We start from the raw sequence: 20,546 nt of genomic DNA on the forward strand, positions 1-20,546 counted from the left end.
ACCAATGAAACAAATGTTACTCGGCATACTATTCATAGTATCGCTTACCTGTGCAGCGCAGGATTTTAAAACACCAATCGAATACCTCAACTTCATCGACAGGGAAAGCAAGCCCATTTCGGCCAACACGTGGAAATACACCAAGGCTGTAGCCCACAGCAAAAGCGCGCGCAAGATTGATGCTACGCGCAAGGCGCTCATAAAATCGATACAGGCTGCCTCCAAAAAAATCGCCGCCACCAATGGCTTTAAGGGCGATGTGGAGTACCGCGACCAGCTTCTCGCCTACTTCTCCATTTCTGAAAAATACATTAACGACGAGTACGACAAGATCATCGACATGCAGGAAGTGGCCGAGCAATCGTATGACCTGATGGAAGCCTACATCCTGACGCGCGACATGGTGAACCAAAAGATAAACGACGAGATTGAAAAACTGAACAGGCACCAAAAGGAATTCGCCAACAAATACAACATTACCATTACCGACGACCAAACTGAACTGGGCAAAAAAATGGAGATTTCCAACCAGGTGTTTAAGCACCAGAGCGACATGTACCTGATATTCTTTAAAGTGTACATTACCGATGCCAACCTGATGAAGGCGGTACAGGACAAAGACATCAACAGGATACAGCAGAATGCATCGGCACTGGAATCGTTCGTAAACGAAGGGCTTGAAAAGCTAAAGCAGGCCTCGCCCTATAAAAATGACCCAATGCTGGTGAATGCTACCAAAAAAGCGCTGGAATTCTATAAGAAAGAAGCACTGGAATTTGCTCCGGGCGTTACGGATTTCATGATGCTGAACCAAAAAGCAGATGAAAGCAAAAAAGCCATGGATGCAAAGGGGAAGCCGTCAAAGGAAGATATTGATGCCTACAACAAGACGGTTAACGAGCTCAACAAGGCAGTGGGCAATTACAACAAGCTGAACAACAAGTACAATACCGAAAGGAACAACGCCATTACTGCCTGGAATACGTCCAGTGAAGGCTTTGTTTCGAAACATGTGCCGAGGGATTGATTGGTAATGCTTCAAAAAAATTACACCTAAATAACAATCATCTAATTTTTTGCAAAAACACGGAATAAGTTTATTTTTGTGCCTCCAAACAAATTAATTATGGGAAGAGCGTTTGAATTCAGGAAAGCAAGGAAAATGAAACGTTGGTCGGCAATGGCCAAAACGTTCACAAGGATAGGCAAGGATATTGTAATGGCCGTTAAGGAAGGCGGCGGTAACCCGGAGACCAATGCACGGCTAAGGGCAGTGATCCAGAATGCCAAGGCAGCCAACATGCCGAAAGACAACGTGGAGCGTGCCATAAAGAAAGCATCCGACAAGGATACAGCCAACTTTAAGGAGGTACTTTTCGAAGGTTATGCACCGCACGGTATCGCCATCCTTATTGAAACTGCTACCGACAACAACAACCGCACTGTGGCCAACATCCGCAGCTACTTCAACAAGTGCAACGGTACGCTGGGCACACAGGGTTCGGTAGAATTCATGTTCGACCATACCTGCAACTTCCGTATCCCTGCCGAGGGCCGCGACGTTGAGGAACTCGAGCTGGAGATGATCGACTTTGGCGTGGAGGAGATCTTCGCTGATGAGGACGGCATCGTTATGTACGCGCCATTCGAGAGCTTTGGATCAATCCAGAAAGAACTTGAAAACCGCGGCATTGAGATACTTTCTTCAGGCTTTGAGCGCATACCGCAGGTGACCAAGGAACTTACCGAAGACCAGGTAGCCGATGTGGAGAAACTGCTTGAGAAGATCGAGGAAGACGATGACGTGATGAACGTGTATCACACCATGCAGGAATAATTTTCTATTTTTTATTTGCTATTGATTATTGGGGAAACCCACAACAATATAAAGCATCCTTCGGGGTGCTTTTTTTATCAGAGTTATTTTGAGGTGCTGGACAGGATGGAGAAAAACCTGTATATTTGGGCAACAAAAGCAAACATTGGTAAAATACCTTTTATATAAAACGGGTTATGCACTGCTCACGCTGTTTGGCGTGGTTACTGTCATATTCTTTCTATTCACCGTGCTTCCCGGCGACCCTGCCCGCATGATGCTGGACCAAAACGAGAATTCTGAGCAGCTGGCCATCATCAAGAAAAAATACGGGTTCGACCAACCGGTATCCAAACAGTACCTGTACTACCTTAACGACCTCTCCCCCCTCTCCTTTCACAGCACCAACGATGGGGACTATACTTATTTGTCCGAAGGCAAGTATACTGCGGCAAAGCTGTTTACCATAGGAAGCACGACTACAGTCATTAAAGCGCCCTACCTCCGGGAAAGCTTCCAGAAAAGCGGCAAGAAGGTAACGCAGGTGATAGGCGATACGCTCCCCAATACCATTGTGCTGGCGTTCTTTGCAATCATCATTGCCATCATAGTGGGGATATTTTTCGGCATTGTTTCGGCGTTGCATAAAGATACGTGGATAGACAGGACCATTGCACTGGTGAGTACGCTGGGCATGAGCCTACCCTCCTTTTTCGCGGCGATACTGTTCGCGTGGGTGTTCGGGTTCCTGCTGCACGAGTACACCCATATCGGCATGACCGGAAGCCTGTATGAGGTGGACGATTTTGGCGAAGGCTCGTACATTAAATGGAAGAACATCCTCCTGCCTGCCATCGTACTGGGCATACGTCCGCTGGGTGTGGTGATACAGCTGATGCGCAACTCACTCCTGGAAGTAATGGGACAGGATTACATACGCACCGCCCGTGCCAAAGGGCTTAGCGAGGTACGCATCATCCGCAAGCACGCGCTGAAAAACGCGCTTAACCCTGTGGTTACGGCAATCTCGGGGTGGTTTGCCTCGATGCTGGCGGGCGCGGTTTTTGTAGAATACATTTTTGGGTGGAACGGCCTAGGCAAAGAGGTGGTGGAAGCCCTTAACACGCTCGACCTCCCGGTGATCATGGGGTCGGTGCTGGTGATCGCGACGACTTTTGTGGTCATCAACATTTTGGTAGACCTTATTTATGCATGGCTGGATCCTAAGATCAGGCTGGGGTAAGAAATTACTATATGAAAAAACTGCTGCTCTCCCTTTTGCTTATTGCCTGCGTAAAGGTTGCGGGGCAGGACGCTTTTTCGCTGAAAAATAAAACGTACACGCTTACCGATACAACAGGTAAGATAAAAGAATGCGCCCAAAAGAAGATACTTTTCATATCGGATTCCTCCTTTCTCGCAATCACTAAGTGCAAAGAGGTTGAAACACTGGGTTCGGGCAGGTATATCGTCAATAAGAAAGGCATTACCCTGAACTTTGAAAATACCGTTGTTGTAAAGAACATGGATCCAAAACTGGGTTACATCCTGTACACGGACTCCCTCGTACCACTAAAGACACTGGCTTTAAAAGCGGTTACCAAAAAGAAAAAGCTCCATTTTAAAAATGGAAGCCTATATATGGCCCCCACTGAAGGCCTGCTTGGTACACTCCTAAATCTTGAGGCCGATAACCGCCTTGTGCGCCTTGGGATGGCGAAGGACAGCAATATTGATATATTTGAGGACACAGATTTTTCTTCAAAATACGACAGCATCATCATACAGCGGGGCGTGGATAAGTTTAACGGAGAGGAGGCGCTCGCCTATTTTGATGATGAAAACAAGATTATAGGGTCGTTGAACAGCGGCTATTGGGGTGGTGAAGTACACTATGCGCCCGACGGCAAATTCAAGATGTTTGTATTTGAAGGTGAAGCCTGCGGCGCGCATTGCGGCACTGTATTCACTACGCTGGTACAGCTTCCGTCAGGTAAAGTGCATGAAATGTGGACGTCGAAAATACAATCGCTCGAAAAGTATGATGAGGAAAAATACGCAGTCATTACCCATTCCTGGGGTGGCGGCACAACAGGAGGGCATGTGCTTGTACTGACGCTATTCTCCGTAGATGAAGAGGGCGTAACCTACCACGACATGACACCGGGCAACGGCGATGAGGATTTCGACATCTACACCCCATGGTGGGGCTTCGACTACTTGAAAATGGATTATGACCCGGCCACCCAAAAAGTGACCTATAGCTACCTCACTTCACCAATGGATACAGAAACCCTGATGGAATACCTCCCGGAGCGCACTACCGGCCTGGCTGATAATGAAGGATTGCTGGTATCGGGAACGCTTGTTTTGGAGGATGGGATTATAATTGAATCGGATGAAGAGTACATGATTGTGGAACTGGAGTAGTTCTTACCCTCTAAATTTCATTATATTTGGCAATAAACCATTATTTTATGCCAATCCAACCCATTATAATTCCAATACACAAAGGGAAACTAATAAAGCTGTTGATTTTTTCGGTTATTTTTATCCTTGCGGGAATTTGGATTATAACCGTTAAGCCCGGGGTTTCCGATACGTTCCTAAACAACGGATTCATAAAATATGGAGCTGCCGCTGCGGCAATCATTATGGGTATTTCGGCAATGATCTTCTTTATCATCAAAATGTCTGACGAAAAGCCCGGTTTCATAATCGACTCAAAAGGGCTGACTGATAATGCAAGCGGTGTAAACGCAGGGTTCATTCCGTGGGAAGATATAAGGCATATCTACACCTCTCAGGTAATGAGTGAAAAATTTATAATGATTGGTGTTTCATATCCTGAAAAATATATCAACAGGCAAACGCAGTTTTTAAAGAGAAAAGCCATGAATTTTAATTACAAAGCTTACGGATCTCCCATTTCAATCACTGCAAACGGACTCAAAACAAGCCATGAAGAACTGCTTGCAACGTTGAATGAGATGTGGGGTAAGTTTAAAAACGCGTAAGAATTGTAAAGATCAGTTCGTAGTTTCCTACCCTGCGACGTGGGTGCACAGGATAAAAGTAAAGGCTCCCCCGGCTTTCATTTTTTGTTTTTTGAGGTCATATTTTCGTGTGGGCACTTTCAATTATTTCGTTTAAAAAGTCTTGCGAAAAGACCTTGCTTTACTTTCTTCTCAATAATCCATAAAGGTTCATCAGTTGGCCTAATAATCTTAGAATTTATATGATGTTTTGCCCAGGAAAATCCGGTATTAGTCGGTTTATTTATAAGGTCTGCCACAATGAATAACTCAGGAAGCCCGTCTACAATACCAAAATTAAAATTTACATCGTTTGGCTCAAGTACTCCCAAGTTTCTATCCCAAATTTCAAATACGGTTTTTTCGTGAATGATGTCAAGATGAGATTCATTACCTTTTTTCCCATATTCGTCCACGTGCATTATGAATTCACTAAGATTTTCAGAATGCTTAATCACGACCGCAGGGTCATGACACACATAGTAGACCGAATTCCAATTCCCCAACGAATCTATGTCTAAAATCCAATAATTCCCAAAACCGTCGCCTGCAAGCTCTATTGAACGTGGAAATAAACCATCGATACCGAACACACCATAAGTGTCAAAGCGGATTTCTTCAAAACTATAGAATTCAAATCCCCTGCTAAATCGAAGCAATTGTTCAATTTCGTCAGGTAAAGTGTTATTAGGAAGTTGACTTTTAAAATTGGTTATTTCATGATCATCCATTCCACCCAGCAATTCTACCTTATACAAATCTCCATCTTCGGATTCATATCGATTACCAAGAATGGATTCTAACTGTTTCTTTGGGGCCATAATAAACTATATGATAATTATTGCTAAAACATCCGAGTCAGCAACCTGAAACCTGAAACTTTAAACTAAAAACTCATCTTCCCCAGCGTTTCAATCACATAATTATGCATCACCTCCTTATAATCGAGGTGAGTGACGATACGCAGTTTGTTTTTGCCTAATGATGAAATGAAAATGTTCTTCTGCTTCAGCTTTTCCATGAAAGCTTTTTCGTCGAGGTGGGGCTTCAATGAGAAAATAAGGATATTGGTCTCTACGGGCTCAACCTTATCGATATACGGCAGCTGGCTGAGCAGGTTGCCCAGCTGTTTCGCACGGCGGTGATCCTCGTCCAGGCGGCCCACATTATTTTGCAGGGCATACAGTCCTGCGGCGGCAAGGTAACCCGCCTGGCGCATACCGCCTCCGAATATCTTACGGATGCGCATCCCCATACGGATGTGCTCCTTACTGCCTATGAGCAGCGAGCCTACCGGAGCGCCCAGGCCTTTGGACAGGCAAACCGATATGGTATCGAACAGCTCCCCGAACTGCTTGGGATGCTGGCGTTTGGCTACAAGGGCATTCCACAGCCTGGCGCCGTCGAGGTGGTATTTAAGGTTGTTGGCGCGGCATACTTCCTGTATTTCCAGCAGGGTTTGCAGGTCATAACAGGCGCCTCCGCCTTTGTTGGTCGTATTTTCGATGCATACAAGGCTTGTAAGCGGACTGTGGTAAAAGTCGGGCGGATTGATGGCATCGGCTACCTGTTGTGCAGTGATCATGCCGCGGTTGCCGTCGATAAGCCTGCTGGAGACACCGCTGTTCACCGCTACACCGCCACCTTCATAGTTGAAAATATGCGCCCACTTGTCGCAGATAAGCTCATCGCCGGGGTTGGTGTGCAGCTTTATGGCCGTTTGGTTGGCCATGGTACCTGAAGGAAAAAATAAGGCGGCTTCCATGCCGAACAGACCGGCTACGGTTTCCTCAAGCTCGTTTACTGTCGGGTCCTGCTTAAAAACATCGTCGCCGACTTTGGCCCTGAACATCTGCTGCATCATCTCGTGGCCGGGCCGGGTTACCGTGTCGCTTACTAAATTTATTTCCATATATTGAAAAGGATGCCTTACTTTTGTATTACAAAACTACATTAATTTATGACAAATACCGAACAAATTAAAGGTATTATAGAGCGCCTGGGAGCACTGAGGAGGTATCTTTGACATCGATAAGAAGATCATTGAAATAACCAACGAAGAGGAAAAAACCTTCGCGCCCGACTTTTGGAACAACGCCAAAGAAGCCGAAATCATTGTGAAAAACATCCGTTCCAAAAAGAAATGGGTGGAAGACTATGAGAAGGGCAACAACATGGCCGAAGAACTCCAGATAATCTATGAGTTCGTAAAGGAAGGCGATGCCACCGAACAGGAACTGGACGACCAGTACAAGCTGACTTTAGCCCACATTGAGAACCTGGAATTCCGCAACATGCTCTCTGACGAAGGAGACAGCATGAGCGCCGTATTGCAGATCACTGCCGGGGCCGGCGGTACCGAAAGCTGCGACTGGGCCTCGATGCTGATGCGTATGTACATCATGTGGGGCGAAAAGGAAGGCTACAAGGTGCGTGAGCTTAACTATCAGGCCGGGGAGGTTGCGGGCATCAAGACCGTGACACTCGAGTTTGAGGGTGATTATTCTTTTGGCTACCTGAAGGGCGAGAACGGCGTACACCGTCTGGTGCGCATTTCACCATTCGACAGTAATGCCAAAAGGCATACCTCGTTCGCATCGGTATATGTTTACCCGCTCGCCGACGATACCATAGAGATCGAGATTAACCCTGCCGACATATCGTGGGAAACCATGCGCTCCAGCGGTGCAGGGGGCCAGAATGTAAACAAGGTAGAAACCGCAGTGCGCCTGCGCCACCACCCTACCGGCATCATCATAGAGAACTCTGAGACCCGCTCACAGCTGGATAACAAGACCAAGGCCATGCAGTTGCTGAAATCGCAGCTGTATGAAATTGAGCTGAAAAAACGCCAGGCCATGCGCGACGAGATTGAGGCCAACAAGATGAAGATCGAATGGGGCTCGCAGATACGCAACTACGTGATGCATCCGTACAAACTGGTGAAGGACGTCCGTACGGCCTATGAAACCAGCGATACGGAAGGTGTGATGAACGGCGAGATTGATGAGTTCCTCAAGGCCTACCTGATGATGATGGGTCAAAAGACAGAGGAGAATTAACATCCTTTGTTGGAGGTTTAATTTAACCGTAAAGCTCAAGAGTTTTTTTACAAAAGACACAAAGCTGCATGCTCAAGCTGATAAAGCGAAGCGTAGCTTTGTGTCTTTATTGCATACAGCAAAATGCTTCATGAATTTTATGAAAATTTGTGGGTACGTGGTAAAATAATGACCTGTTAACCCGGTTAGATAAATTACCAATGCCAATTATTGCAACCGATTTGTATTTAACCTAACTTTAACATCGTGTATTGGAGTTATTCTTAATAAAATAATTGTAATTTAGTTTTTATTTTAACGGCCTAATTCTTAAAAGCAGCGTTCTGTATCTGAAGCAGGTATGAATCAAACCATCGATTATTACATCCCGGAAAATGACCAACTGAGGCTGGAAAAGCTGCAGGAGTATAGTATTCTCGACACGCATCCGGAAGATGTGTTCGACACGATAGCTTCTATGGCGCAAAAGCTGTTTGGAACTTCGGGGGCTTTTATAACCTTTGTAGACAGCGACAGGGTTTTCTTTAAGTCCAACCTTAGCAAATTGGCAGCCGTCCAGGTGAGGCGTGAAGACAGCCTCTGTTCGCGTGCGATACTGAACGATGACATATTTGTACTAAACGATACCCATAACAAGCCTGCGCTGCAGAACAACCCCTACGTTTCAGGAAAAGGCGGGATACGCTTTTATGCCGGCTCGCCGCTGAAAACTCCCGAGGGTTACAACATTGGTACGATTTGCGTAACGGATGACAAACCGCGCGAGGCATCTCCTGAACAATTGGAAATGCTGAGGACGCTCTCCAAAATGGTAATCGACAAGCTTGAAAACAGGCTGCGGTACCGTAAATCGATAGAGTCTCAGGTAAACCTGATGAATATTACGCTTCATGACATAAAAAATCCGCTCGCTTCCATCAATCTGGCCAATGATATGCTGAAAAGCAATGGCACAGACAAGGTTAAGATGAATAATGTCATAAAAACATCAGTAAACCGCATAGAGGAAAGGCTGTCAGAACTTCTTAAGCAATCGGAACTGGAAGAGACAGACCTGCTGTTAAAGATTGAAGCATTTGACATTAATGATGTGCTTACACGGCTATTTAATAACTTCGACCTGCTTGCCCGCAGGAAAAAACAGGCCATTGAACTGAAATACAATGAAAATTTACCGCTGATTGAGGCAGACAAGGCCAAAATATCTGATGTACTGCACAACCTCGTAAGCAATGCGATAAAATATTCCTACCCTGATTCAAAAATCAAGATAGAAGCACGTGAGGCAGGCTATAACATCCACATTGAAGTACGCGATGAAGGCCAGGGACTGGATCGTAACGACGTGCAGAAGCTGTTCATGAAGTTTGCACAGCTAAGCTCTAAACCTACAGGAAAAGAAACCTCAACCGGCTTGGGGCTGTCGATAGCCAAGTCATTCGTGGAACTCCATAAGGGTACCATATATGCCATGAGCCCCGGCAAAGACAGGGGGACTACATTTATTGTGTCACTCCCCATAAAATACATACCGGAACTGGAACCCGATATTACTGCTACATAAGCGCCCGACCCTATCATTGCAGACCCGTCAAGCCAACCTATTACTAAAAAGAAACCAATATAACGATGTCAGACCTTTCTCCTGAACAACTTGCCAAAAAGGAGCAACACAGGCTCGAAAAGCTTCGTGACTACAGAATACTTGACACCCATTCTGAAGATACTTTTGACAAGATCTCCCTAATGGCATCGCAAATTTTCAATGCGCCCAATGCTTTCATTGTATTTGTTGACGAAAAAAGGGTATTTATAAAATCAAACCTGAGCAACACAACTTATAACGAAGTACCCAAGGAAACAAGTGTAGTATCGCATGTCATTGAGCAGGACGAGGTTTTTGTTATTAACGATTTGAGAGAACATCCGCACTATAGCGACAGCCCGTTCATCAAGATGACCAACGGCCCACGATTTTATGTGGCTTCACCCCTAAAGACACCCGAAGGCTATAAGATTGGGGCATTGGTAGTTACAGCCCCGGAACCCGGAGAGGCAAACCCTTTACAAATCGACCTCATTAAGAGCCTGTCTAAAATAATAATAGATAAGCTCGAAAACAGGCTGCGCTACCGTAAAACCATCGAATCGCAAATCGACCTGATGAACATTGCCCTTCACGAAATAAAAAACCCATTGGCTTCAATTAAACTGGCCAACGAGATTATATCCAAAGACGAGAGCAAAAAAGACAAGATGACCGAGATGATAAAGTCATCGGTGGGGCGTATCAAATCGAAGCTGTCAGACCTGCTGAAATACTCAGAAGCAGAAGAGGCACAAATCATACTGCATATAGAGGAAATCGACGTGCATGAAATATTCGTCAGGCTGAAAAACAGTTTTGAGCTTTTAGCCACAAAAAAAGCACAAATACTCCATTTTGAGATTGAGGACGGGCTTCCATTCCTTTATGCCGACCGTGTAAAGGTATTGGACATATTGCATAACCTTGTAAGCAATGCCATAAAGTATTCCTATAAGGGTGGCACCATCCATATTCTGGCGCGCCAGGCGGGTACGTCGATTGAAATTGAAGTAAAAGACAACGGCCAGGGGCTTGATGAGGAAGATATTGCCAGGCTGTTTACCAAATTTGCCAAACTAAGTTCAAAGCCTACCGGCAGGGAAACGTCCAACGGGCTGGGGCTTTCCATAACAAAATCGTTTGTCGAGCTGCTCAACGGCTCCATTACAGCATCCAGTGAGGGTAAAGATAAGGGCACCTCCTTTATAGTAAAGCTTCCTTTTAAATATTCAAAAGAACATCCTGTCCCTGAATTTAATTCGTAAAAATTTCTCCCATTCGTTATATATCCTTAAATTAATGGCGGCAAATTTTAGGATATGAATAATCAGAAGGCTTTACTTTACACACCGTCCTTATCAAACGAAAAATCGCTAAAAACACTGGTAGAAAACCGTACCGTATACTCGCTTGATAATTGCGAGCTCAACCTGTTCGAGACCTATCAGGAGTCAGCGCTCGTGCCGCTCAAATTCAATGACCTTGTAGTTACGAGCATGCTACGCGGAAAAAAGGTAATGCACCTCTTCGACGACCCGGCCTTCGAATACCTGCCTGGAGAAACCGTCATCGTGCCGTCTAATGTAGAAATGAAAATCGACTTCCCTGAAGCTTCTACCCAAAATCCTACGCAATGCCTTGCCCTCGCTATTGACCATAATAAGATTGAAGAAACGCTGGTATTCCTAAATGAGCGCTACCCAAAAGAGGATGATACCTGGAAGTTGTACCACGAAAACTACTTCTTTTACAACAATACCGATCTTGCCAATACCATCAATAAGCTCATCCGCGAGTGCATGAGCTATTCGGTAACCAAGGATGCACTGGTAGATCTTGCCTTGCAGGAATTGCTGGTACGCATCGTGCAGACGCAGACCGTCCAGCGCACAAATGACAGTAATGCCATCGATACGGCAAGCCCTATTTATGCTATTACCCAATACATCCGCGACAACATTACCAAAAGCATCAACCTGAAAGACCTGAGCGAAAAGGCTTGTATGAGTACAACCTCCTTTTATCGATATTTTAAAAGAGAACTGGGGGTGAGCCCTATCGAGTACATTTTAAACGAAAAAATAAAACAGGCAAAGCAGCTGCTCAAAAACCCCGGCATACAAATCAACGAGGTGTGTTTCATGGCAGGTTTTGATGACTGCAATTATTTTATCCGCCTGTTCAAGAAATATGAAGGAATTACGCCTAAGCAATACCAATTGCTGCATGTGAACTAGACAGTGTCTTTTTTACTCCTCCAGATACCGCAAAGGCTCCAGATTGCCCCTCTCCTCGTCCGTAAAAAGCCGTGACTCAATCAGGAAGCGTTTGCCTAGCGGGATTTCCAGTGAAAAGCTCGCTCCCCTCCCATCAATGGCGTTGAGCGTAAGGTGGGTGTGCTGCCAGTATTCGAACTGGTCGCGGCTCATCCAGAATTCGCAACCCTCCACCTCGCCCAGGCATACATCGCTATAGCCGAGTTTGAAATCGCCTTTTTCAAAGCACATGGGCTGGGAACCGTCGCAGCAGCCGCCACTTTGGTGAAACATGAGTTCGCCATATCGCTCCTTCAGTTGGCTGATGAGGGCAGTGGCTTCGGGTGTTATGTCAATCCGTTTGTGCATGGCTATTTATTTTGGCCGCAAGATCTTAAAGACTTTGTAGGTATCAATAGTTAGGATAAGCCTACAAGGTTTGAAACACTTGCAGGTTAAAAATAAGGCTGCCCTTCGACAGCCTCATTCACCAAACCTTAGACCGTTAAAAGAATCCAAGTTTATTTTTATCGTAAGAAATGAGCATGTTTTTAGTCTGCCTGTAATGTTCCAGCATCATCTTATGGTTTTCGCGCCCAAAACCCGATTTTTTATAACCTCCGAACGGGGCATGCGCCGGGTAAGCATGATAGTTGTTTACCCATACCCTACCCGCTTTTATAGTTCTTGGCACCTGGTACAGTTCATGCGCATCGCGCGTCCAAACACCGGCACCCAGGCCATACAGCGTATCGTTAGCAATTTCCAATGCTTCTTCTGTGGTTTTAAATGTGGTAACACATACCACAGGCCCAAAGATTTCCTCCTGGAAGATGCGCATTTTATTATGCCCCTTGAATATCGTAGGCTGGATGTAGTAGCCGCCACCCAGTTCGCCGTCCAGCTGGTTCACATCCCCTCCGGTAAGCACCTCGGCGCCTTCCTCCTTGCCTATTTTCAGGTATGATTTAATCTTCTCAAACTGGTCGTTTGATGCCTGTGCACCCATGGCAACCGTCTTATCCAGCGGGTGGCCTGTTTTTATGGCTTTGGTACGGGCAATGACCCTCTCGATGAACTTATCGTAAATATCCTCGTGTACCAGCATCCTCGAAGGGCATGTACACACCTCGCCCTGGTTAAGTGCGAACATCACCGCGCCTTCAACAGCTTTATCGAAAAAAGCATCATCGGCATCGCCTACCGACTTGAAAAAAATGTTTGGCGACTTGCCCCCCAGCTCCATGGTCGACGGAATGATGTTCTCGGCAGCATACTGCATAATGAGCCTTCCGGTGGTAGTTTCGCCGGTAAATGATACTTTGGATATCCGTGGCGATGTAGCCAGTGGCTTGCCTGCCTCTACACCAAAACCGTTAACGACATTGATCACTCCCGGCGGCACTACGTCCTGCAGTAGTTCCATGAGGATGATAATGGATACGGGTGTTTGCTCTGCAGCCTTCACTACGGTACAGTTACCCGCGGCAATGGCCGGCGCTATTTTCCACGTAGCCATAAGTAATGGGAAGTTCCACGGTATGATCTGCCCTACAACGCCAATTGGCTCGTGCAGGACGATGCTCACCGTATTTTCGTCATGTTCCGATATTGCGCCCTCCTCTGCCCTTATGACGCCTGCAAAGTACCTGAAATGGTCAATACACAGCGGCAGGTCGGCAGCCAGTGTTTCACGTATGGCTTTTCCGTTATCAATGGCTTCAACAGTGGCAAGGTACTCGAGGTTGGCCTCCATCACATCGGCGATCTTATTGAGTATGCCGCTGCGGTAGGCAGGCGACGTTTTGCCCCAGGTCTCAAACGCTTGGTGCGCGGCATCCAGCGCCAGTTCAATATCTTCTTTAGTAGAACGCGCCGCTTTGGCAAATGCTTTGCCGTCAATAGGTGAAATGTTGTCGAAATATTCCCCTTTAACAGGCGGGACGAATCTGCCTCCGATAAAATTATCATACTTTTCCCTGAATTCGGGCCTTTGTACTATGCTCATAATTTAAAAGTTTATTTGGTTACTCCCAAAATTAGCGAGCGATAACGTTTTAGGATAGCATAATTCGTTCAATTAATAGCACAATTCATTCAAAAGGTTGTAGCCACGAATTCAGGAATTATCAGGTTCCTCATGATGCATCAGACCTGGAAAACAATCGGTTAACAAGATTATAAAAGCAACAAAAAAGCCTTCCGCTATGCGGAAGGCTTTGATAAAGTAACAATATTTATTGTCTATAAAAACAGACTTAATATCCAGTAGATAAGGGCGGCAAGCACTGCCGATACCGGTATGGTAAGCACCCACGCCCAAATAAGGTTTACCGTAACGCCCCAGCGTACTGCCGAAACACGTTTGGTAAGCCCCACCCCGATGATGGAACCGGTAATGGTGTGCGTTGTACTTACAGGCACTTTAAAGTGCTCTGTAACGTATAAGGTTAGCGCTCCTGCAGTTTCTGCGGTAACGCCTTCAAATGCCGATACTTTTGTAATCTTGGAACCCATTGTCTTTACAATCTTCCAGCCGCCGCTTAGCGTACCTATTGCAATGGCAGAATAACACGCCAGCGGGATCCACTCGGGCATTTTGCCGTCTACACCATCTTTTGGAAGCACTACGTCAAGCCATTCCGGAAGGCTTTCCTGGGCGTGGCCACTTGTATGGATGTATACCGCTACAGCGGCTGCGATGATACCCATTACCTTTTGCGAATCGTTACCACCATGCCCAAGGCTGAAGGCTGCCGATGAAAGCAACTGCATTTTTTTGAGCCATGCTTCGGCCTTGCCGAGGCTGAGTGTACTGAAGAACAGGCAGAAAGTGCTTATTGACAATATGATAAATGCAACAAGGAACCATTTGATATTGTGCGGTTCAAAAGCCACTGACCAGAATTCCGACTCAAAGCGCGGCTTCTTGATGTCTTCATAGCCTACCATATTGAAATAAACGAACACAATGGTAGCAATCATCAGAACCACGGTGAATATCTTCGGATAGGGAGTATCTTTCCTTGAAGAGTTCAGGAACCAGATGGAAATAAGGTAGGAAACCAATGCCCCGATAAGCGGCGCCAGTACGATAAATGCAATGATGATAAGTACCCCCGACGGAAAACCTCCCTCTTTACCGGGTGTGTACCAGGACACTACGTCAAACCCTGCATGGGCGATGGCAGCACCTGCAAACCCCCCGATGAGGGTATGCGATGAGCTGGAAGGTATGCCCAGCCACCATGTCAGGAGGTTCCATATGATGGCGGCGATGACCCCTGCAAGTATCACGACAAGGTTAATGTCCATGGTATGGGCTGTCTTGGCAACGGTATCGGCCACACCGAACCCGAATACCCAATAGGCCAGAAAGTTAAAGAACGCAGCCCAAAGCACCGCCTGGAACGGCGTAAGCACCTTGGTGGCTACTACTGTTGCAATGGCGTTCGCTGCATCGTGGAAACCGTTGATGTAGTCAAATACCAGCGCCAGTACAATAATTACTATGAGAAGCGTAAACATACGTTGGAAGCTATGGGTTTATGAATACTTAACAGTCACTGATTCCAGCACGTTGGCCACGCCTTTGCACTTATCTGAAGCCGACTCAAGGGCGGCAAGCACTTCCTTGTATTTGATGATATTCTTTACATCGGTCTCGTTTTCAAAGATATCGGCTACCGCCTTATCAAAAACGTTATCCGACTTGTTTTCAAGCTTATTGATCCTTTTGCAGGCATCGGCAATGCCTTTCAGGTTCTTCATGTCCTTCAGATCTGCTACCGCTATCTGTATAAGCTGGCAGCTTTCCAGGGTGATTTCAGTCATTTTCCTGATTGACTTGGTAATCTTTTCCACTTGGTAAAGCCTCATCCTGCTGGCTGCCCCGTAAAGGTAGTCGGCCACATCGTCAATTGCAGAAATAAGTGCGTGGATGTCTTCCCTGTCAAATGGCGTAATGAAGTTCCTGCTCAGTTCCAGGTTGGTCCTGTGGGCAATATCTTCAATGATATTTTCCAGTTCTTCGATTTTCCTGTAATAAGCTTCCCTTTGTTCTTTTGGAGCATTAACGGCTTCGTGGAGCGTTTCGGCCAGGAGTACAAGGTTTTGCGCTGCCTGTTCAAATAGGGGAAAAAATTTCTTGTCTTTCGGTACAAGGAACTGAAAAATGCTGTTTATAGACATATACTAATTTTTACGGGACAAAGGTATTTTACCAATGTTAAGAAATAGTTAAGCAGATATGAATTTGGAGTTACCAAATAAGAACTTATAAACATTCAAATTTATAGAAGATTCGTAATAATTACCTTTACTTTCAATCGTTTTCGTATTTTAGCGGCGCAAATCATTAACCGAAGCAAATATAATGGATATTAACTTCAACAAGAACGAAGACCACAATAAACTTCTCCTTTCCGAAATGAAGCAGCGCCTTGCCAAAGTAAAATTGGGCGGCGGGGAAAAGCGCATCGAAAAACTACACGCAGAAGGCAAGATGACCGCACGTGAGCGCATTGAATACCTGCTCGACAAAGACAGCAAAAGCATTGAGATAGGCGCCTTTACCGGCGACGGCATGTATGCCGAGCACGGCGGCTGCCCCAGTGGGGGCGTTGTGGTAAAGATAGGCTACGTTAGCGGAAAGCAATGCATGGTGGTAGCCAACGACGCTACCGTAAAGGCCGGTGCATGGTTTCCCATTACCGGAAAAAAGAACCTCCGCGCGCAGGAAATAGCGATGGAAAACCGCCTGCCCATCATCTACCTTGTTGACAGTGCCGGGGTGTATTTGCCGATGCAGGACGAGATCTTCCCTGACAAGGAACATTTCGGGCGCATCTTCCGCAACAATGCCATCATGAGCAGCATGGGCATTACCCAGATAGCCGCTGTAATGGGCAGTTGTGTGGCGGGTGGGGCCTACCTTCCGATCATGAGCGATGAAGCGCTGATTGTAGACAAAACCGGGAGTATTTTCCTTGCCGGAAGCTACCTCGTGAAAGCAGCCATTGGCGAAAGCATAGATAACGAAACGCTTGGCGGCGCAACCACGCATTGCGAAATATCGGGTGTGACTGATTATAAAGCCAAGGACGATAAGGATGCCCTTGATACCATACGCAACATCGTGAGCAAGATAGGCGATTATGACAAAGCCGGCTACAACCGCATAAAGGCTGAGAAGCCTGCGCTCCCGGAGAAGGACATTTACGGAATCATACCAAAATCAAGGAGCGAGCAGTATGACATGATGGAAATCATCAAAAGGCTTGTGGACAACAGTGAGTTTGACGAATACAAAGCAGGCTATGGCCAAACGATAATAACCGGCTATGCACGAATTGACGGCTGGGCGGTGGGCATTGTAGCCAACCAGCGCAAAGTGGTAAAATCAAAGAAAGGCGAAATGCAGTTTGGCGGCGTGATCTATTCGGACAGCGCCGATAAGGCCACACGCTTTATAGCCAATTGTAACCAAAAGAAGATACCGCTGGTATTCCTGCAGGATGTTACGGGATTCATGGTAGGCTCGAAATCAGAGCACGGCGGCATCATTAAAGATGGCGCCAAGATGGTGAACGCCGTAAGCAATTCGGTAGTACCGAAGTTTACCGTGGTAGTGGGCAACTCATACGGTGCGGGCAACTATGCCATGTGCGGCAAGGCTTACGACCCAAGGCTGATATTTGCCTGGCCGAGCGCTGAGCTGGCCGTAATGGGTGGCACGCAGGCTGCCAAGGTGCTGCTGCAGATTGAAGCATCATCACTCAAGGCCCGTGGCGAAGAGATTACACCCGAGAAAGAAGAAGAACTGTTCAACAAGATAAAAGCCCGCTATGACGCGCAGGTATCGCCCTACTATGCCGCTGCAAGGCTTTGGACGGATGCCATCATCGACCCGCTGGATACCCGCAAATGGATATCGATGGGCATTGAGGCGGCCAACCACGCGCCTATCGAAAAACAGTTTAATCTTGGCGTGATACAGGTGTAATGGCTTACAGGATAGCACTATACACTATATTCATGTTTATAGGATTGATAGCCGGTTTAGTGATTATGTTATTTTTAGAATACATTGTATTTCCTGATCCTTGCTATTACCATAGCCATGAACCAAATTTTATCATTTCGTTGTTGTACGATTTTCCTTCATGGAATGGTAATCATCCTGTTACCAATACCGGGTTTATGATTATTATTCACATTACCTGTGCTCTCACGGGATTTTATATTGCAAAACGAAGAATCAACAATGCTTAAATAAAATGTTATGCGGCACCTTATGGTGCCGCATAACATTTTAAATTTTGTCCACACAATAATTATCGGTATTTTTATTTGGTACAAAACAAAACAGCGTTCTCTAAAACGGCCGTTGCCAATCAGACCATGAAACAAACCATAACACTCCTATTGCTTTGCTTCAGCATCGCAATTTCTGCCCAGTCCAAAAGCCGCATCATTAAGATCGACAACTTCCGGTCCAAATACGTCAATGCACGCAATGTGGAGATATGGCTGCCACCGGGGTATGATGACAATAACAATAAAGAAATGTACCCCGTGCTGTACATGCACGACGGGCAGAATGTGTTCGACAAAGGCAGTTCCGGCTTTGGCGTGGCATGGGAAGCTGATAGCATCGCCAATAAGCTCATTACCGAAGGCAGGGTAAAACCGTTCATCATCGTGACGGCGGCGCACGGCAACAATTTGCGCTACATGGAGTATTTCCCCGAGCAGGCGGCAAAGCAATATTTTACCGAAGACGATATGGTAGTATTTAAAGACCTGGCAAAGCAAATGAACGTAAAAGTAAATTGGCTTGCCGACGAATACCTGCAATTTTTGGTTAAGGAACTAAAGCCCTACATCGATAAAAATTACAGGACGCTGCGCAACAATGCGAACACCTCGGTTTGCGGCAGTTCGATGGGCGGTCTGATCTCGATGTATGCCATCTGCGAATACCCTGAGGTTTTCGGGCAGGCGGCGTGCGTATCGACCCACTGGCCGCTGTTGTTCGATAATAATAACATGAAGCCGTCGGAAGCGGTACGCAGCTACATGAAGGACCATTTCCCCTCGCCAAAAGACCACCGCGTGTATTTTGACTACGGCACCGCCACACTTGACCAGTACTACGAGCCGCACCAAAAGCTGGTCGACGACATCATGCGCGCCAAAGGCTATACTGAAGGCAGGAACTGGGTAACCCGTAAGTTTGAAGGCGCAGAGCACAACGAGCAGTCGTGGCAAAACCGCATGGACGTAATACTCGAATTCTTGTATGGAAAATAGGCCTCCCCAGCTTACCGAAACCCAGTTGCAGAAACTTGCCGCCCAACTCCGCTGCCCCGATGGCGAAGCCGGTGTAAAAGTGGGCGAAATGATGAACTTTACCAACGGCAACATGATCGCCAAAGCCATCGAAAGCCTTAACCTCGCTTTTGCCAACAGCGTGCTCGAAATAGGCCCCGGTAACGGCAGCCACGCCAGGGACATCGTTAGTAAGGAAGACACCATTACTTACTCGGGTATTGACATCTCACCGATTATGGTAGAAGAAGCAAGGAAACTGAATGCCGGGCTGGAAAATGTTTCCTTTGAATTGGCCGACGGCTGTTACATTCCTTTTGGCGAAGGCCGGTTCGACAAGATACTTACCACCAACACCATTTACTTTTGGCAGGATGCTCAGGGATATGCGAATGAAATTGCCCGTGTTTTGGCAAAAGACGGAACGGTGACCATAGGATTCATACCCGAAAGCACGATGCAGCACATCCCTTTTGCAAAATATGGCTTTACACTGTACAGCGTTGAAAAAGTAACAGCTTTAATGGAAGCCGCCGGTCTGGAAGCAGTATCGGCTGTGACCGAAAAAGAATGGGTAACGAGTAATAGCGGTACACAAATTGAAAAGGGAATTTGTACTGTTTACAGCGAAAAAACCATGAAGCCAGCACTACTTTCGTTACTGATACCTCCTTTACTCCTGTTTTTCTCGCATCAACATAATAAAACTGCGGCCGGGCGTGAGGCTGTTGCTACCGACACCCTGCATTGGGAAACGGAGTTTTGCACCCACATTGGCACTTTCGATAAGTCGAAATACAGCAAGGAACAATTAAGGGGCGCATTCAAACTTTGGTTTACCAACAGTTCGCACCAAATAAATACAAGATATGTTGTATTTAATGCCAAAGAATATTACAACTTTGACAGCAAGGGCCAACTGCAGATGCTGGAAAAAGAATATGCCGGGAAGAAAGCGGTGTATGCTGTGATTAAAATTCCGCCGGGCAGGATATGGAAAGACCTGCTCCAAAATAGGATAAAAGACCTGGATGAAACGTATGAGCTGTCCAAACTGAGCCTGAAAGCACATTCTGATCCATCGATATTATTGAAAAACAGGTTTGCGCAGCATTGCCCCCAATACATTGAAGCACTTGCGTCGGAAGACACGGAACTCCTGATGGCGGCATGGCAAAGGCTGAAAGCGGAAAAAGATACGGGAAGCTACTCTGAAAGCAGCTTCAACAAATATAAAAACAGCCTAAGCCCAAAAATGAGGATAGCCGCCGCGAGGACGGATCTCCTGACCTTTGGATGGTACAACTGCGCGAACAGGCAGATCGGCCATGAAACTCCCAACATCAATTATCGTGAAGAATTTGACAAACTGTTCCTTTCTGTTGAGGAAGACTGCGATGAGCCATAATTTTTTTGTCCTGTAACAAATTGCTATTTTTAATGACCAATTAGCCAAAC

At 46.2% G+C, this 20,546-nt stretch carries 18 protein-coding genes; 12 read left to right on the forward strand and 6 right to left on the reverse strand.

The features are described 5' to 3' along the window. Window positions 1-4 precede the first annotated feature (4 nt). The 5 genes from OGH69_RS13095 (at window position 5) to OGH69_RS13115 (ending at window position 4,833) form a co-directional block, all read left to right on the forward strand. Window positions 5-1,027 carry an LIC11966 family surface protein gene (locus tag OGH69_RS13095; protein WP_265174931.1) on the forward strand — a complete coding sequence of 341 codons (1,023 nt, stop codon included), beginning with the start codon at window positions 5-7 and terminating at the stop codon, window positions 1,025-1,027. A 99-nt stretch (window positions 1,028-1,126) separates the two neighbouring features. Then, on the forward strand, window positions 1,127-1,837 hold the full coding sequence (locus OGH69_RS13100; protein ID WP_265174932.1) for a YebC/PmpR family DNA-binding transcriptional regulator: 711 nt from the start codon (window positions 1,127-1,129) through the stop codon (window positions 1,835-1,837). A 145-nt stretch (window positions 1,838-1,982) separates the two neighbouring features. After that, window positions 1,983-3,059 carry an ABC transporter permease gene (locus OGH69_RS13105; RefSeq protein WP_265174933.1) on the forward strand — a complete coding sequence of 359 codons (1,077 nt, stop codon included), beginning with the start codon at window positions 1,983-1,985 and terminating at the stop codon, window positions 3,057-3,059. 11 nt (window positions 3,060-3,070) lie between these two features. After that, entirely contained in the window at window positions 3,071-4,246 is a 1,176-nt protein-coding gene (locus OGH69_RS13110) for a hypothetical protein (RefSeq protein ID WP_265174934.1), read from the forward strand. A gap of 47 nt (window positions 4,247-4,293) precedes the next feature. After that, window positions 4,294-4,833: an STM3941 family protein gene (locus OGH69_RS13115; protein WP_265174935.1), complete on the forward strand. Its 540-nt coding sequence runs from the start codon at window positions 4,294-4,296 to the stop codon at window positions 4,831-4,833. Window positions 4,834-4,952: 119 nt separating this feature from the next. Here the strand turns inward: OGH69_RS13115 and OGH69_RS13120 are convergent, their stop codons facing one another. Together OGH69_RS13120 and OGH69_RS13125 are read right to left on the reverse strand one after the other, a co-directional pair. Next, window positions 4,953-5,672 carry an SMI1/KNR4 family protein gene (locus OGH69_RS13120; protein WP_265174936.1) on the reverse strand — a complete coding sequence of 240 codons (720 nt, stop codon included), beginning with the start codon at window positions 5,670-5,672 and terminating at the stop codon, window positions 4,953-4,955. Window positions 5,673-5,737: 65 nt separating this feature from the next. Next, entirely contained in the window at window positions 5,738-6,763 is a 1,026-nt protein-coding gene (locus OGH69_RS13125) for a threonine aldolase family protein (RefSeq protein WP_265174937.1), read from the reverse strand. A gap of 48 nt (window positions 6,764-6,811) precedes the next feature. Here OGH69_RS13125 and prfB point away from each other — a divergent pair. The 4 genes from prfB (at window position 6,812) to OGH69_RS13145 (ending at window position 11,738) form a co-directional block, all read left to right on the forward strand. Next, window positions 6,812-7,913 (forward strand): peptide chain release factor 2 gene (gene prfB / locus OGH69_RS13130; protein WP_265174938.1). Its coding sequence is split into 2 segments (ribosomal slippage): window positions 6,812-6,874 and window positions 6,876-7,913, totalling 1,101 coding nucleotides; the frame shifts between segments, so codons are not numbered across the junction. A gap of 340 nt (window positions 7,914-8,253) precedes the next feature. After that, window positions 8,254-9,477 (forward strand): GAF domain-containing sensor histidine kinase, encoded by a 1,224-nt coding sequence (locus OGH69_RS13135; RefSeq protein WP_265174939.1) that lies wholly within the window; start codon window positions 8,254-8,256, stop codon window positions 9,475-9,477. Window positions 9,478-9,542: 65 nt separating this feature from the next. After that, complete coding sequence (locus OGH69_RS13140) at window positions 9,543-10,766, forward strand: GAF domain-containing sensor histidine kinase (protein WP_265174940.1); 1,224 nt, start codon at window positions 9,543-9,545, stop codon at window positions 10,764-10,766. Between the two features lie 54 nt (window positions 10,767-10,820). Beyond that, complete coding sequence (locus OGH69_RS13145; protein ID WP_265174941.1) at window positions 10,821-11,738, forward strand: AraC family transcriptional regulator; 918 nt, start codon at window positions 10,821-10,823, stop codon at window positions 11,736-11,738. Between the two features lie 12 nt (window positions 11,739-11,750). Here OGH69_RS13145 and OGH69_RS13150 read toward each other — a convergent pair whose 3' ends face one another. The 4 genes from OGH69_RS13150 to OGH69_RS13165 all read right to left on the reverse strand — a co-directional run bounded on the left by OGH69_RS13150 (window position 11,751) and on the right by OGH69_RS13165 (window position 15,947). Beyond that, the gene (locus OGH69_RS13150; RefSeq protein ID WP_265174942.1) at window positions 11,751-12,125 is read right to left on the reverse strand and encodes a DUF779 domain-containing protein; all 375 of its coding nucleotides are present in this window, start codon (window positions 12,123-12,125) and stop codon (window positions 11,751-11,753) included. 136 nt (window positions 12,126-12,261) lie between these two features. Continuing rightward, window positions 12,262-13,764, reverse strand: a complete 1,503-nt coding sequence (locus OGH69_RS13155; protein WP_265174943.1) for an aldehyde dehydrogenase family protein — start codon at window positions 13,762-13,764, stop codon at window positions 12,262-12,264. A gap of 236 nt (window positions 13,765-14,000) precedes the next feature. Next, the gene (locus OGH69_RS13160; protein ID WP_265174944.1) at window positions 14,001-15,284 is read right to left on the reverse strand and encodes an inorganic phosphate transporter; all 1,284 of its coding nucleotides are present in this window, start codon (window positions 15,282-15,284) and stop codon (window positions 14,001-14,003) included. An 18-nt stretch (window positions 15,285-15,302) separates the two neighbouring features. Further along, entirely contained in the window at window positions 15,303-15,947 is a 645-nt protein-coding gene (locus OGH69_RS13165) for a DUF47 domain-containing protein (protein ID WP_265174945.1), read from the reverse strand. A gap of 184 nt (window positions 15,948-16,131) precedes the next feature. Here OGH69_RS13165 and OGH69_RS13170 point away from each other — a divergent pair, with 184 nt between their 5' ends. The 3 genes from OGH69_RS13170 (at window position 16,132) to OGH69_RS13180 (ending at window position 20,496) form a co-directional block, all read left to right on the forward strand. After that, a complete protein-coding gene (locus tag OGH69_RS13170; protein ID WP_265174946.1) occupies window positions 16,132-17,760 on the forward strand; it encodes an acyl-CoA carboxylase subunit beta in 1,629 nt (542 codons plus the stop codon). A gap of 398 nt (window positions 17,761-18,158) precedes the next feature. Next, entirely contained in the window at window positions 18,159-19,070 is a 912-nt protein-coding gene (locus tag OGH69_RS13175; protein ID WP_265174947.1) for an alpha/beta hydrolase, read from the forward strand. Further along, window positions 19,060-20,496 carry a class I SAM-dependent methyltransferase gene (locus OGH69_RS13180; RefSeq protein WP_265174948.1) on the forward strand — a complete coding sequence of 479 codons (1,437 nt, stop codon included), beginning with the start codon at window positions 19,060-19,062 and terminating at the stop codon, window positions 20,494-20,496. The genes OGH69_RS13175 and OGH69_RS13180 overlap by 11 nt, the downstream gene beginning before the upstream one ends. Window positions 20,497-20,546: the final 50 nt, after the last annotated feature.

It is taken from the genome of Flavobacterium sp. MFBS3-15 (assembly GCF_026107645.2).
Classification (GTDB): domain Bacteria; phylum Bacteroidota; class Bacteroidia; order Flavobacteriales; family Flavobacteriaceae; genus Flavobacterium.

Excerpts from the sequence above, each read along its gene's own strand:
- OGH69_RS13095 (WP_265174931.1), top strand. The coding sequence starts at position 5 with ATGAAACAAATGTTACTCGGCATACTATTCATAGTATCGCTTACCTGT.
- OGH69_RS13180 (WP_265174948.1), top strand. The coding sequence starts at position 19,060 with ATGGAAAATAGGCCTCCCCAGCTTACCGAAACCCAGTTGCAGAAACTT.
- OGH69_RS13175 (WP_265174947.1), top strand. The coding sequence starts at position 18,159 with ATGAAACAAACCATAACACTCCTATTGCTTTGCTTCAGCATCGCAATT.
- OGH69_RS13160 (WP_265174944.1), bottom strand. The coding sequence starts at position 15,284 with ATGTTTACGCTTCTCATAGTAATTATTGTACTGGCGCTGGTATTTGAC.
- OGH69_RS13150 (WP_265174942.1), bottom strand. The coding sequence starts at position 12,125 with ATGCACAAACGGATTGACATAACACCCGAAGCCACTGCCCTCATCAGC.
- OGH69_RS13145 (WP_265174941.1), top strand. The coding sequence starts at position 10,821 with ATGAATAATCAGAAGGCTTTACTTTACACACCGTCCTTATCAAACGAA.
- OGH69_RS13120 (WP_265174936.1), bottom strand. The coding sequence starts at position 5,672 with ATGGCCCCAAAGAAACAGTTAGAATCCATTCTTGGTAATCGATATGAA.
- OGH69_RS13135 (WP_265174939.1), top strand. The coding sequence starts at position 8,254 with ATGAATCAAACCATCGATTATTACATCCCGGAAAATGACCAACTGAGG.
- OGH69_RS13170 (WP_265174946.1), top strand. The coding sequence starts at position 16,132 with ATGGATATTAACTTCAACAAGAACGAAGACCACAATAAACTTCTCCTT.
- OGH69_RS13155 (WP_265174943.1), bottom strand. The coding sequence starts at position 13,764 with ATGAGCATAGTACAAAGGCCCGAATTCAGGGAAAAGTATGATAATTTT.
- OGH69_RS13125 (WP_265174937.1), bottom strand. The coding sequence starts at position 6,763 with ATGGAAATAAATTTAGTAAGCGACACGGTAACCCGGCCCGGCCACGAG.
- OGH69_RS13115 (WP_265174935.1), top strand. The coding sequence starts at position 4,294 with ATGCCAATCCAACCCATTATAATTCCAATACACAAAGGGAAACTAATA.
- OGH69_RS13100 (WP_265174932.1), top strand. The coding sequence starts at position 1,127 with ATGGGAAGAGCGTTTGAATTCAGGAAAGCAAGGAAAATGAAACGTTGG.
- OGH69_RS13140 (WP_265174940.1), top strand. The coding sequence starts at position 9,543 with ATGTCAGACCTTTCTCCTGAACAACTTGCCAAAAAGGAGCAACACAGG.
- OGH69_RS13110 (WP_265174934.1), top strand. The coding sequence starts at position 3,071 with ATGAAAAAACTGCTGCTCTCCCTTTTGCTTATTGCCTGCGTAAAGGTT.
- OGH69_RS13165 (WP_265174945.1), bottom strand. The coding sequence starts at position 15,947 with ATGTCTATAAACAGCATTTTTCAGTTCCTTGTACCGAAAGACAAGAAA.